A 12,924-nucleotide genomic window follows, 5' to 3' on the forward strand; every position below is an offset into this window, starting at 1 on the left:
GGGTTAAAAATGAAAAAACTACTGATTTCTACGGTATTTGCCGGTGCTTTATTATTGACGGGATGCGGAAACAGCGGCAGTGATTCAAATCCTTCGGCCCCCGTTTATCAGGCGGGTGATGATTATATTAAAACGATTGCGACCGCAAACCGTGTGCTTTATGTCGATTTTCAAAGAGAGGATTTTAATTTTTACCAGTTTAACAATTTAACAGAGTATGTAAACGCCATAAACCAGTCTTTGGCGTGTGAAAAAGGTGATATTAACTTCAGTGTCGTTTCAACAGACGGTAACAACTGCGGTATTTACAAGACTGCAGCCCATAACTGTTATATAGGAGGAAAACTGTTTTTTGACGGTACGATGGAGATAAAAACGATAAATATAAACAATGAAGGATGCGGAAGGGTTTATGTTAAGGCCGAAACGAATTTAACAGAAGAGAAAGTCATTTTGGGTAAAGATGTGAATATAACGTATCTGAAGGATTTTAATAAAACATATTCCGGAACAAGTGCGAAATATTACAATATTACCGCAAATGGTGAGATACTGGCCGGGGACGAAGATTTAAAACTCGAAGGTTATAACGTTTATGTGGAGAGTGATTATTACAGGTTTGTTTATAATCTCGGTAAAATCGTTACGAAAGATTACAATTTGAGTTTTTCCGCTTACGGAGACAAGGTGGAAACGGATGCGAACGGTGATATAACACAGGGAGGGGCGTTTTTGTTTATAGCAAACGGTACGTTTTACAGTCTTTTAAATACGGAAGACGGAAAAGTTTACGTCAGCGATTTTAACGGCACCGTAATTTCCAATGATTATAATTTCAGTGATGTTTACAGCGTTTATTTTAAATAATCCTCAAAACTCTTTTGTGTTTTGACGGTTATTTTATAAATTCGCTTGTGATGTTTTTAATCTGTTTTTTTATGACTCTTTTTGAAATTTTTCTGAGAAGTAATTCTATTATAAAGCATACTCCAAAAGCAATCAGAAGATAATAAATTATGTTTTTATCCCTGTTTATGTTATAAATTAACGTTAAAACGGTTATTGAAAACATAAATCCCATTGCAAGAAACACTAAAATTCTGTTGGCGTCCGTTTTTTTGATTATAAAGAGATGTCCTAAATGTACGAATCCCTGTATTATTAATACGCTTAAAGCCGCCACGGTTGTAATCTCGCCTAAATTGAAAAACAGAATCATAGGAATTATAAACAGTGAACTTATGATAAGCCCTTCGTTGGAGTGGAAAATATTATATTCGTAAATTTTCGGAAGATCACCCTTTTTGGCCAGTGTATATGAAATTTCCGCAGTTGAGTAAAGGGTTGCGTTAATTGCGCTTGCGGTGGCTATAAGTGCCGTTACGGCCATAATTTTAAACCCTGTTTCCCCGAAAACCGGTTTCGCCGCAAGTGCGAGGGCGTAATCCTTTGCTTTTATTATTTCATCGAGAGGAAGGCTGCCGAGCACCGCTATGCTTGTGGCGACATATAAAACCATAACAACCGCTATGGCCGAAATCATAGCTTTTAACATTGTTGTTTTCGGGTTTTGCATATCTTCAACCGTGTTTGTTATTACGCTGAATCCCTGATAGGCGAAAAAAGTAAGCCCTATTGCAAAAAACATATTTGAAAGGGGAGGCATATCTTTTACGCTTAAATATTCGGGGTTTATAAAAAAGAGGGCAGATATTGTAAAAATCGCTAAAACGCCTAATTTAACGCTTACGATGATGTTTTCCGATTTTGCAACAAGCGAGGCGCCTGTTAGGTTTATAAGGGTGAATACCGCAATTATTCCCACGGCAAAGGCGTTAACGGCAAAACCGGAATGAAAACCGAACAGTCTCGCGCCGTATTCTCCGAAGCTTTTAGCCACCGCGGCAAGGGCGATAAGCTGTGCGAGGTAAAACATAATACTGAGCCCTCCGGAAAATACGTTTTCTTTGTATTCCTGTATTATATATTCGATAATTCCGCCCCGGCTCGGAAAACGTAAAGCGAGTTTCGCAAGGGAATATCCGCTCAGAATCGCCGCAATTCCACCGAATACAAATGAAAGCCACACAATGTTTCCTGCGATGCTTCCCGCCTGTCCTATAACTATGAAAATACCGGCTCCTACCATTGAGCCTATTCCGAGCATTGCGGCACTGAAGGTGTTAAACGCTTTCATTTTTTACCTTTTTATAATTCAGCCTGATATGTTTTTTTTATTGTAACCCAAAGAGGTTAAACCAGCTTTAAATAACCCATATAAACGATACCGGCGAGTATTCCTCCGAAAATTCCGGCCAAGATGTCATCACCCATAACACCTAAGCCTCCGGGAGCTTTTTTGTCGATTTTTCCGATGACGGAAGGTTTCCATATGTCAAACAGTCTGAATGCGGCGAAAGCCAGCACTATTTTTATTAACGTGTCTTCCTTTAAATTTCCGAAAAGCCCTATCGCAATGAACATACCGGCGAATTCGTCTATTACTATTCTTTTGTCGTCATGGATTCCGCCTTTGCTTTCATAGTCGTTGACGAGTTTTACACCGACAACGGAAAAGAAAACCGCAAGCAGCCATATCGTTACGGATGGGGTGGGGAACAGTGTTACAATAATCCATGCGATTACGGCCGCGTATATACTTCCCCACGTTCCCGGGGCTTTAGGTAAAAGTCCGCTGAAAAATCCGGTTAACAAAAACCAGTTGAATTTATTGTAGTTTTTCATTTCATTTCTCCTATGTAAGCGAGCTTGTCTGATAAAGCTTCATTAAAGATATGTAAAAATCCTCTTCTTTGTTTTTTTCGATAAGTCCTTTGTTAGGGGATATATCGTAATAAAGTTTTTGAAGGTTCGCAAACCTGTCCGGGTACATTTTTGCTAAAAATTTGGCGCTTATCTCTTTTCTCATAAGAATCGTCGGAGGCATAAGCCCCGTTTTTAAGAGTTCGAATATGGAATCGCTGTGATAGCTTATGTGGTGGTGGCTGCCGTGCGGGCAGGAATTGACGCTTACTATCGTTTTGCACTGGTCGCAGTAAACATATTCGTTAATGGTTTCTATTTCAATGTCGAGATCCATAGAATCGAATATGCTTTTTAAGTGGTTCGCCTCATAATGTATTCCGAGCCCTTTGTGTGTCTGTCCCATTATAAATTTGTTGCATCCGAAATTTTTGGCAATCATAGCATCAAGTATGGCTTCGTTTACACCCGAAAAAATATAGGTGTTTAAAAGCGGCACTATTATTATTTTGTCTTTGGGAAAATAATTTTCCACGACGCTTGAGAGGGCTTCATATCTTAAATTGTACGGCACCTCTTCGTTTTGCATATTTTTTATTAAAAATATTATGAGTATGTCGTTTTTTTCTATGGCGCTTCTCATAATTTTTTCATGAACCCTGTGTATTGGTTTTGCGTGCATGGTCATACCCACCACGTTTTGAAGGTTTTTTGTTTTTTCTTTTATAAAGTCGATCTGTTTTTTTATACCGCTGTCTTCCACCCAGAATTTTCCCGCAATTGCATAACGGCCGAGTCTTTTTAATGTTTTTGCGACCTGGGGATAGTTTTTGGCGTCTTTCGTACCGTAAATCGTTTCCACCCTTTTGAGCGGATCTATTTCATAAATTTCCTCGGCTTCCACTTCGCCTATTTTTTTCTTTTCACAGTAAAGCTCTATTTTTTTCGGATTCGATTTTAATATTTCTTCGTTTTTTCTTCCTGAGGGGGCCAGTATAAAAGAAAACGGCACCGGTTTGTTTTTGTATTTTTTCTGTGTGTCCGCAATTTTGGCCTCTTCGCTGTTCATAAGTTTGTCAATGGGATTTAAAAGCCCTGCCTGTACCATTGCGAGGGTTATATATGCCTCTTTGTCTATAAAAATCTTATTTTTGTTTGAAAATGCCATATTTTTTCCTTTTCTCCCACAGACTTTTTCTGCTAATACCGAGTCTTTTGCTGAGTTCCGTATCGGGAAGTTTGTGCTGATGGTTTAAAATTATGAATTTTATATAATCTTCTATCGAAAGTATTTCGTCGTTTAAAAAACTTTTTTTCGAAACTTCGAGTTCTAAGATATTATAATGGGGGTAACGGTTTTCAAAATCTTTCGGTACAAGTATTATGGTGTCGTATTTTGAAAGAATGTTTATTATTTCCGGGTTGTCGTAGAAGTTTTTGCAGTAATACAGCGTTTCTTTGCTGTTTATCTCTTTTATGTCGATGGTCTGTATGTCTATAAGCTTTATGTCGCAGTTATTGTTTTTTGCATATTCGAAAACTATTTTATCTATGGCTTTCGGAAAGTTCGTTTTTATAAAAAGGGGAAACGTAAGTTCGTATTTTTTTTCTATTTCTATATCTTCGAGAATATGCTCTATGAAATTCTGCATTTTCTGTGTTTTGTTTTTTAATGAATAATATTCCCTCAAATGTACAATTTTTCTTATAAGCTCTTCTATTGAAAACGGTTTTTGAAGGTAATCGTCGGCCCCCATCTGTATGGGCTGTGTCACGCTCGTATAGGTTACGTAAGGGGCTAATAATATTATGATTTTGTCTTTTTTCGCTTCTATAAGTTTTTCGATATTGCCTTTTAGGTTTGTATTTACTATAAAAACGTCACCGTCCGTGTTTAACGCCTCGTCATACGAGGCGAATATTTCGCATTTTGCGTTCAGTTTTTCGCTGAGGTTGTTCTGAATGCTCTGTGCGAGATAAAGTTCGTTTTCAACGATTATAATCTTCATACCAGTCCTTGTATTTTAATGTTGCTGAGGATATTACGGCTATTCCTTCGCCTCTGCCCACAAATCCCATTTTTTCGTTCGTTGTGGCCTTTACGTTTACCTGCGCGTTTAAAAGAGTGCTTAAATTCCTCTGTATTTTTGTTTTATATTCCTTAAGCCTCGGTTTTTCGGCGATTATCGAAATGTCCGCGTTTATTATTTCAAATCCCGTGTAAGTGAGGGTTTTTACGGTTTCTTTTAAAAGTTTAACGCTTGAGACGTTTTTGTAGCGTATATCGCTGTCGGGGAAGAATTCCCCGATATCCCCGAACCCGGCAGCGCCTAAAAGGGCGTCTATTAGGGAGTGTATTACCACATCTCCGTCGCTGTGAGCTTTAAGTCCGTAAGGGGAGTTTATTTCCACCCCTCCTAAGAACATTTTTTTGTTTTTTTCGAATGTGTGCGTGTCGTAACCGTTTCCGGTAAAGATGTTTTTTGAAGGAGGGGTAAGGCATGGGAGGTTGAGATCTTTAAAGTATGTTATTTTTCTGCTCTCTTCGCTGCCTTCTATGTATCTGATTTCTCCTCCCGCCGCTTCTATAGCCGCCCTTTCGTCTGTAAAAACACGGTCGTTTTCGAGGGCTTTTTTTAATGTTTCCGTACGGCTGAGCTGAGGAGTCTGGATGAGCTTCACTTCATCCCTATTGATAGTGGAGTTTTGATAAACGATCGTATCCACGGGTTTTATAAAGGGTACCGTACACTCGGCCGGATTGTTTAGAATTGCTTTAATGATTTTTTCCGGAACGCACGCCCTTGCAACGTCCGTTACCATTACGTATTCTGTTGTTACGTTTTTAAGGGCGTTTTTTAATGAAAATTGTCTTTCACTCTCACCCGCGACAATTGTGTAATCGCATAATTTTTCATATAATCTTACATCGTTTTTATTTGCTGTTAATACTGTTTTTTTAAAAGAATAAAAGGTGTTGAATTTATCGGCCACATACAGCCATAGCGGTTTATCGCCGATTCTCATCCACTGTTTTTTTACCGGATATCCGAATCTCGACGAATTGCCGGCGCTTAAAACGATTAAAGTTACGTCCAAACTGTTTCCTTTAGTAAAGGTGTTACGAAATTATACATAAAAATGTTACGAATTGTAAATAACAGTAAAAACGGGCACTGACTAAATAAAGTGAAACAATTGCAAATTTTAACGGAGAAAAAGCGTTAAAAAAAGTGCACTTAACCCGAAGGGCGCTTGCATTTGCACTTTTTAGCTTTTTCGAAGTGTTAAAAAATTTGCACGCTTGTTGAGTTTATTTAGTCAGTACCAAAATATATCTTTTTTTTTTAAATTAGTTTTATAATATAGAAAATCTACACAAAAGGCTAACAATAAAAAAAGATTATGCTTTAATAATTGATACGTTTATAATCGGTATCATCGGTTCGGTATGTGCTCAGATATTTATCATCCTTTTGCATTTTATAAGCAAATTTTCATTGGAATATTTAGTCGGGTATCTTCCTCAGGATACTTTAAAACTGCTTGAGAGTTACCAGCACAGCGGCGAATTAAACACACTTATGCTTTTAACCGTAATTGTCACGGGCGGGCTTGTCAGAGGTTTTTTGGTTTACACCTTCGCCCCCGAAGCCGAAGGTCACGGGACTGATACGGTTATCCGTGCGTTTCACAGGCAGGGCGGATATATCAGATGGATTGTAGTTCCGATTAAAATACTCGCTTCCGCCGTTACCATAGGAACGGGAGGAAGCGCCGGAAGGGAAGGGCCTACGGCACTGTTCAGCGCGGGGGTCGGTTCGTGATATGCCGATTTTTGGAAAGTCGGATGGAAAAGAAGGCAGATTTATGTGCTTATCGGTATGGCAAGTGGGCTTAGCGCGGTGTTTAAGGCGCCGCTTGGGACTTCTATATTTGCAATCGAAGTGCTGTATGCCGATAACGAATTTGAGACAAGAGAGCTTATATATCTGCTTTTCGGTCCTTTAATAGCTTATATGATTACCGGGTTTTTGTTCGGGTGGGAACCTATTTTTTATGTGCCTCAAATTACTATTACCGATGTAAAAACATATTTTGAAATTGTTTTTTTGGGAATAATGAGCGGAATGATTGCACTGCTTTTGCCTAATATTTTTTACGGAATAAGGGATATTTTCAGAAATTTGCAGATCAAACCCCATTTTAAACCGGCAATCGGTGCCCTGCTTGTCGGAATTATCGCAATATATTTTCCGGAAGTTTTAGGCGGTGGTTACGGATTTATACAGGAGAGTATAAATGGTAATATGATTGGTTTGTTTGTTATAGCGTTAATGATAGCTAAAGTTTTCGCTTTTTCTTTTACCGTGGGAAGCGGTGGGAGCGGCGGTGTTTTTGTGCCGTCGCTTTTTATAGGTGCAATGCTCGGAGCGTTTTTGGGCTCTTCTTTGCACGCTCCCGTGGGGGCTTTTGTGGTTATTGCGATGGCGGCGGTTTTCTGGGCCGCTGCAAGAACGCCTCTTGCCACGATTGTAATGGTTGTGGAAATGACGGGAGGTTATTCTTTACTTGCCCCTACGACTCTTGGTGTGCTGAGTGTATATATCGTGCATAATCTGCTTGTGAGAATAATAAAACCAAAATATATTTCACTTTATGAAGCGCAGCTTTTAAATAAACAGTATTCCATTTCTTATCAGATGGATAAAGTGAGGGATATACTGATTTGCCATTCGAAAATACTGAATTTAAAAAAAGCGGTTATTCAAAGAGAGGATATAATAGATCTCCTTGAAAAGGGTGAAGAGGTTGAAATAGGGGAAAACAGGTATGTTTTTTTCGGTACTTGTACAAAAGACGTAAAACTTAGCGAAGGGGAAATGTTTAAAAAATACAGAGGTGTGGAGATACTGTATGTTTTCAGAAACGGAAAATGGCTGCATAATTCCGTTATCAATTCCATAAAAGAGGAAGATGAGGTTTTTTGATTGGTAAAAAAGAGAGTATAGATGTTATAAAAAAGAGTTTATCCCTGTTTCTCAGACGTTTGCAAAACTGAGAATTCAGGAGGAAAATATAAAAGAGATTTGAAGTTTTACCAAATCAGATCCACTTTTTCTTTTTAAGCCAAAGCCATATACTTCCCGCTATGCCGATGTTAACGAGCCATGTCATTAAATAGCCGTATTTCCAGTGAAGTTCGGGCATATATTCGAAATTCATTCCGTAATTTCCAACCACGAACGTAAGAGGCAGGAAAATAAGGGAGATTGCCGCAAGGCGCTGCATTGCCTTGTTCATTTTGGTTGAAAGGATACCCATATGAAGGTTTAGTAAATAACCCGTTCTGTCAAGGAGTGTTTTTGATTCGTTGATAAGGTATTTTAAGTGTTCGTTAAGGTCGATAAATTCGTATTTTAACTGTTTTTGAATTTCGTTTTCAAATCTGTGGTACATTCTGTTTAAAACGTCTTTTTCATGAATCGAAACTTTTGTGATTCTGTTAAGTGTCCGTCTGGCGTAGTAGATGTCTTTTTGAAGTTCGTCTTCTTCGATGTCTTCATGGAAAATCGAATCTTCGAGATTTTCAAGGGCCTCGTCTATTACGTCGATGATTAAAATGGTGTTATCTATTAAAATATCCGCAATCTGGTATAAAAGATATTCGAAATTTTTATATTTGTGACGCCTTTTTGCGAATTTTTTCGCAAGTTCGACTATGATGTCCCTCTCTTCCGCCAGAATAAAAAGTTTGTTTTCGGTTATAATAAACACTACGTTCGAATCGTCGTACAAAAGGTTTTCCTCTTCGTCGAAAGTGATGTATTTCAGTACTAAAAACCTGAAATTTTCGGTTTCCTCATACGTTATGGACTGATCTTCGCTTTGTATGTCTTCTATGAAACTTTCCGGAAATGAATGGCTTTTGAGCCAGTTGATAATTTTTTTGTTGTCGACCGTTGAAAATATTATCTGTTTTTCTTCGTTTAAGCGGATGTTTTCCGTTTGTTGAAGTTTGTCGGTGAATATAAACACAACACACCTCCTTTTGGAGGTTGCAGAGGAGATATAATTTTTATTTATATCGCCTCTACAACCTTGCTTTAAATCTTTTATAATTATACAAAAAAAAGTTAACTTATTTTTAACTGCTCTTGCATATAATCTCAAAAAATATAAAAGTTACGAAATATTAAAAAAAAACGGCTTGGATTCCTAAATTTGAAAAATTTTAATATTTTTATAAAATACTTTCCCGAATATGTTAAACGGATGATTTGCAAAAGGCTTTAAATGAAACTTAAAAACTTAAAAATAGAAATGACTCAGGTGGGACTGATACTCGTATCCTCGTTTTTTTTGGTTGTTTTTGACAATTACGTTTTTTTTAAAAAATCATATGAGGCGTTCGGCAACGTTTTTTTCATAATCGCCCTTGCTTTACTGTTGTATATCGTAATATCGACACTGCTTATACTTGTTTCCAGCAGATATACGATAAAACCTTTACTGGTTGTTTTGTTTCTTGTTTCCGCGGCGGCGGCTTATTATATGCAGACGTACGGAACGATAATAAACGATAAAATGATTCAGAATATTTTTGAAACGGATACGAAAGAAGTTTACGACCTTTTGAGTTTAAATCTTTTTTTACATCTTTTTTTCCTCGGAATACTTCCTTCGGTTTTTGTCTGGAAGGTGCGTATTAAAAAGCTTTCTTTTAAAAAGGAACTGCTTTTAAGGGTAAAGGTAATCGCACTCAACATTATACTGGTGCCTGTGCTGTATGCTCTTTTTTCCAAATACTGGGTGAGTTTTTTCAGAAGCCACAAAACCCTGAGAATGTACACCAATCCGGCTTTTTATATTTATTCTCTCGGTAAATACATTAACGAAAAATATTTCACCTCCCCCGTAAAATTCAGACATATAGGAACGGATGCGCATATAGAGGAAAAGGGGAAACCGAAACTTGTCATATTTGTGCTGGGGGAGGCGGCGAGGTATGATCATTTTTCTTTAAACGGATATAAAAGAGACACAAATCCGCAGCTCGAAAAGATAAAGACGCTTATAGATTTTCCCGACGTCCATTCGTGCGGCACGGAAACGGCGGTAAGTGTGCCGTGTATGTTTTCCCCTTATGACAGGAGCGAGTATTCCGATAAAAAGGCGAAAAACACCGATTCTGTGATAGATGTGATAAACAGGGCGGGGGTAAATGTGTTATGGAGGGAAAACAATTCCGATTCAAAAGGAGTGGCTTCAAGGATCAAAAATTACGAAGATTTTACGCATGTGCATATCAAGCCTTACTGTAACGGATTTGAATGTCATGATGAAGTATTATTATACAATTTGCAGAAATGGATAGACGAACATAACAATTCAAAACCTATTTTTATCGTTTTGCATCAGAAAGGCTCCCACGGTCCGGCTTATTATAAAAGGTATCCGAAGAAGTATGAAAAATTCAAACCCGTATGCAAAAGCAACCAGCTTCAGGAATGTAAAAGGCAAGAGGTTGTAAACGCTTATGATAACACCATTTTATACACGGATAAATTTTTAAGCGAAGTTATAGAATTTTTAAAAAAGAATGAAAAAAACTACAGAGTCGCAATGTATTATATGGCCGATCACGGGGAGAGCCTCGGGGAAAACGGAATATATCTGCACGGGCTTCCCTACTTTATAGCTCCGGATGTTCAAAAACACCCTGCAAGCGTCGCATGGTTCGGTAAAAATTTCGATGTTAACGTTACGTGTGTCAAAAAACTCGCGGCCGAACCTTATACGCAGGACAATCTTTTCAGTACCCTTTTGGGTCTTGTGGATGTAAAAACAAAAGTGTATAATCCTAAGAAGGATATATTTTACAGATGCAGGATTAAAAAATGAAACCGAAATACAGCTTTTTTAAAAATTTCGCCTATGCAAGGGAAGGGTTTGCCGAGGTTTTTAAAAAGGAAACCTCATTTAAAATCGAAGTTTTCTTTTTTTTCTTTTTAGGGTGTATCGCCTTTGTGTTGCCTTATCCGCTGTGGGCTAAAATCGTTCTGATTTTGAGTATGCTTGTCCCTCTGACGGTGGAGCTTTTAAATTCCGCTGTGGAGAGGGTTGTGGATATGGTGACCCAGGAATATCATGAGCTTGCGAAATATGCAAAAGACGCTGCGGCTGCGGCGGTTATGCTTTCTTTGTTTTTCAGCGGAGGTGTGTGGCTTTGTGTCATAATTTACTTCTGGCAGTAAAACTCTATTACCGCCTCCACACCTTCTTTTCCGTCGCTGTGTAACGTTATTTTGCCTTTGTGGAGATTGATAATAGATTTTACAATGGATAAGCCGAGGCCGAAACCTTTTATTTTTTTGTTTCTGCTTTCATCCACCCTGTAAAATTCGTCGAAAATAAAAGGTAGTTTTTCTTTCGGAATTCCTATACCGTTGTCTTTTATTTTTAACACGATTTTGTTTTTGTCTTTTTCAAGCGAAATGTCAATTTTTGTGGCTCCGTATTTTATTGAATTTTCTATAAGGTTGGAAATCGCTATCATTAAAAGGGTTTTGTCCCCTTTTAGGGTGTATTCGTCCTCTTTTATATCCAGATTGATGGAAATTTTGTTTGAATATTTTTCAAAAAGCTCCAAAACGACGTCTTCAAGATCGATTTCTTCGAAATTCTGTTTATTGAGGGAGTCTTTTTTTGTTAAAAAGAGAAGTTTATCGGTTATTTCGTTTATATAGTTGATTTCGTTTAAAAGGGTTTTCAGCATTTTTTCGTCGCATTCGCCGTGCATAAGGGCCACTTCGATTTCCCCTTTCATAATGGTGAGAGGGGTTTTTAGTTCGTGTGAGACGTTTGAATTGAATATTTTAAGACGTCTGAAAGAATCCTCGATGTTGTTTGCCACCTTGTCTATAAACTTGTACCCCAATAAAAGCACGATTAAATATATAAACAGCGAAATGGCCAGGGAGATGGTTTTTACTATCTGTATTTTGTCGTCGTTGCCGGAGATTACGGTGGATACCTGTATGATTTTGTTGTTTTTTACGTAATTGTAAATCAGCAGAGTCTCTTTGCCGGTGGGGGTGTCTATTTTTTGGGTTACGAAACCTTCTATCTCTTTGTTGTCCTTTTGCATTATAAAAGGGTTTTTTCTGTTTATTATTCTTATGAATAACGGATAAACCTTGTGTTTGTGCTGCAGTTTTAAAAGACTGTGTTTGTCGAACTTTTCATTTGAAATTTCCGTGGCTATTATGACGAGTTTGTCTTTCAGGTGCATATTGAAAGAGCTTATCAGAAAAAAAATCAAAGCCCCTTCAAATATGGCTATTAACAGAAATACGACTATTGCAAACTGTATGAACAGGGTGTTTCTGAGATTATTCATCACTGAGTTTGAATCCCATTCCCCTGTATGTTTTAATCAGTTTCTTATCGAAATTTTTGTCTATTTTTTTTCTCAGATGAGAAATGTAAACGTTTATTACGTTTGAGTTTATTTCATCGTCCATCTCCCAAAGGTTGCTGTGGATCATATCGGTGTTGACGATTTTGTTTTTGTTTATCATAAGGTATTTTAAAAGTTCGAACTGTTTGGCGGTCAGTTCTATGAGTTTTCCGGCTCTTCTTACTTCTTTGGTGTCGGGATTGAGCTCCAAATCGGCAACTTTTATTATGTTGTCGTTGAGATTGTGGCTTCTTCTGTAAAGGGCTTTGAGTCTTGCTATAAGCTCTTCGAATTCAAAAGGTTTGGTGAGATAATCGTCCGCGACGCTTAACCCCTCCACTTTGTCGTCGATGTCGCTTTTGGCCGTTAAAATAAGGGCGGGTGTGTTTTTTTCCTTTTTAAGTTTTTTAAGAAGTTCTATTCCGCTTATTTTAGGAAGCATCCAGTCCACTATCAATACGTCGTAATTGTTGTTCTGGGCCATGTAAAGGCCTTCTTCTCCGTCTTTTGCTATATCTATTCTGTAACCTACTTTTCTGAAACCCCCTTCGATTATTTTCGCGATTTTTTCATCGTCTTCGATTAATAAGATTTTCATTTCGACTCCTTTGTTGGCATACTAATATTAAATTATACAAAGTTTAGTACAAAAATGTTAAAATTCGGTTAAAATAAGTTCAGGTTGTATGCTCATAAAG

11 protein-coding genes and 1 pseudogene are annotated in these 12,924 nt (G+C 37.8%); 4 read left to right on the forward strand and 8 right to left on the reverse strand.

All coding sequences use genetic code 11. From position 1 onward, the window contains the following. The first annotated feature begins 9 nt into the window (after positions 1-9). Positions 10-867 carry a hypothetical protein gene (locus ACXJIE_RS09005; protein WP_456480641.1) on the forward strand — a complete coding sequence of 286 codons (858 nt, stop codon included), beginning with the start codon at positions 10-12 and terminating at the stop codon, positions 865-867. Between the two features lie 28 nt (positions 868-895). Here the strand turns inward: ACXJIE_RS09005 and ACXJIE_RS09010 are convergent, their stop codons facing one another. Genes ACXJIE_RS09010 through ACXJIE_RS09030 form a run of 5 tightly spaced genes read right to left on the reverse strand, consistent with a single transcriptional unit; the run spans position 896 to position 5,862 of the window. Beyond that, positions 896-2,197 (reverse strand): APC family permease, encoded by a 1,302-nt coding sequence (locus tag ACXJIE_RS09010; RefSeq protein WP_456480642.1) that lies wholly within the window; start codon positions 2,195-2,197, stop codon positions 896-898. Between the two features lie 56 nt (positions 2,198-2,253). Continuing rightward, on the reverse strand, positions 2,254-2,745 hold the full coding sequence (locus ACXJIE_RS09015; protein WP_456480643.1) for a phosphatidylglycerophosphatase A family protein: 492 nt from the start codon (positions 2,743-2,745) through the stop codon (positions 2,254-2,256). A 10-nt stretch (positions 2,746-2,755) separates the two neighbouring features. After that, positions 2,756-3,931 (reverse strand): sulfate adenylyltransferase, encoded by a 1,176-nt coding sequence (locus ACXJIE_RS09020; protein ID WP_456480644.1) that lies wholly within the window; start codon positions 3,929-3,931, stop codon positions 2,756-2,758. Next, positions 3,909-4,772: a DNA-binding transcriptional response regulator gene (locus ACXJIE_RS09025; RefSeq protein WP_456480645.1), complete on the reverse strand. Its 864-nt coding sequence runs from the start codon at positions 4,770-4,772 to the stop codon at positions 3,909-3,911. Before ACXJIE_RS09025 ends, ACXJIE_RS09020 begins: the two co-directional genes overlap by 23 nt. Beyond that, entirely contained in the window at positions 4,753-5,862 is a 1,110-nt protein-coding gene (locus ACXJIE_RS09030; RefSeq protein WP_456480646.1) for a bifunctional 2-C-methyl-D-erythritol 4-phosphate cytidylyltransferase/2-C-methyl-D-erythritol 2,4-cyclodiphosphate synthase, read from the reverse strand. The genes ACXJIE_RS09025 and ACXJIE_RS09030 overlap by 20 nt, the downstream gene beginning before the upstream one ends. A 485-nt stretch (positions 5,863-6,347) precedes the next feature. On the opposite strand from ACXJIE_RS09030, the pseudogene ACXJIE_RS09035 reads away from it, so the two are divergent. Further along, positions 6,348-7,754: pseudogene (locus ACXJIE_RS09035) on the forward strand (chloride channel protein). Positions 7,755-7,869: 115 nt separating this feature from the next. Here ACXJIE_RS09035 and ACXJIE_RS09040 read toward each other — a convergent pair. Beyond that, positions 7,870-8,802 carry a magnesium transporter CorA family protein gene (locus ACXJIE_RS09040; protein WP_456480647.1) on the reverse strand — a complete coding sequence of 311 codons (933 nt, stop codon included), beginning with the start codon at positions 8,800-8,802 and terminating at the stop codon, positions 7,870-7,872. 258 nt (positions 8,803-9,060) lie between these two features. On the opposite strand from ACXJIE_RS09040, the gene ACXJIE_RS09045 reads away from it, so the two are divergent. Together ACXJIE_RS09045 and ACXJIE_RS09050 are read left to right on the forward strand one after the other, a co-directional pair. Continuing rightward, entirely contained in the window at positions 9,061-10,668 is a 1,608-nt protein-coding gene (locus ACXJIE_RS09045; RefSeq protein WP_456480648.1) for a phosphoethanolamine transferase, read from the forward strand. After that, positions 10,665-11,021 (forward strand): diacylglycerol kinase, encoded by a 357-nt coding sequence (locus ACXJIE_RS09050; RefSeq protein ID WP_456480649.1) that lies wholly within the window; start codon positions 10,665-10,667, stop codon positions 11,019-11,021. Before ACXJIE_RS09045 ends, ACXJIE_RS09050 begins: the two co-directional genes overlap by 4 nt. On the opposite strand, the gene ACXJIE_RS09055 is transcribed toward ACXJIE_RS09050, so the two are convergent. Together ACXJIE_RS09055 and ACXJIE_RS09060 are read right to left on the reverse strand one after the other, a co-directional pair. Continuing rightward, entirely contained in the window at positions 11,006-12,166 is a 1,161-nt protein-coding gene (locus ACXJIE_RS09055; protein WP_456480650.1) for a sensor histidine kinase, read from the reverse strand. The genes ACXJIE_RS09050 and ACXJIE_RS09055 overlap by 16 nt on opposite strands. Continuing rightward, complete coding sequence (locus ACXJIE_RS09060; RefSeq protein ID WP_456480651.1) at positions 12,159-12,824, reverse strand: response regulator transcription factor; 666 nt, start codon at positions 12,822-12,824, stop codon at positions 12,159-12,161. Before ACXJIE_RS09060 ends, ACXJIE_RS09055 begins: the two co-directional genes overlap by 8 nt. Between the last annotated feature and the right edge of the window lie 100 nt (positions 12,825-12,924).

Source organism: Nautilia sp., assembly GCF_053994455.1.

Coding starts and splice junctions, on each gene's coding strand:
- ACXJIE_RS09055 (WP_456480650.1), bottom strand. CDS start 12,166: ATGAATAATCTCAGAAACACCCTGTTCATACAGTTTGCAATAGTCGTA.
- ACXJIE_RS09010 (WP_456480642.1), bottom strand. CDS start 2,197: ATGAAAGCGTTTAACACCTTCAGTGCCGCAATGCTCGGAATAGGCTCA.
- ACXJIE_RS09060 (WP_456480651.1), bottom strand. CDS start 12,824: ATGAAAATCTTATTAATCGAAGACGATGAAAAAATCGCGAAAATAATC.
- ACXJIE_RS09050 (WP_456480649.1), top strand. CDS start 10,665: ATGAAACCGAAATACAGCTTTTTTAAAAATTTCGCCTATGCAAGGGAA.
- ACXJIE_RS09015 (WP_456480643.1), bottom strand. CDS start 2,745: ATGAAAAACTACAATAAATTCAACTGGTTTTTGTTAACCGGATTTTTC.
- ACXJIE_RS09045 (WP_456480648.1), top strand. CDS start 9,061: ATGAAACTTAAAAACTTAAAAATAGAAATGACTCAGGTGGGACTGATA.
- ACXJIE_RS09025 (WP_456480645.1), bottom strand. CDS start 4,772: ATGAAGATTATAATCGTTGAAAACGAACTTTATCTCGCACAGAGCATT.
- ACXJIE_RS09005 (WP_456480641.1), top strand. CDS start 10: ATGAAAAAACTACTGATTTCTACGGTATTTGCCGGTGCTTTATTATTG.
- ACXJIE_RS09020 (WP_456480644.1), bottom strand. CDS start 3,931: ATGGCATTTTCAAACAAAAATAAGATTTTTATAGACAAAGAGGCATAT.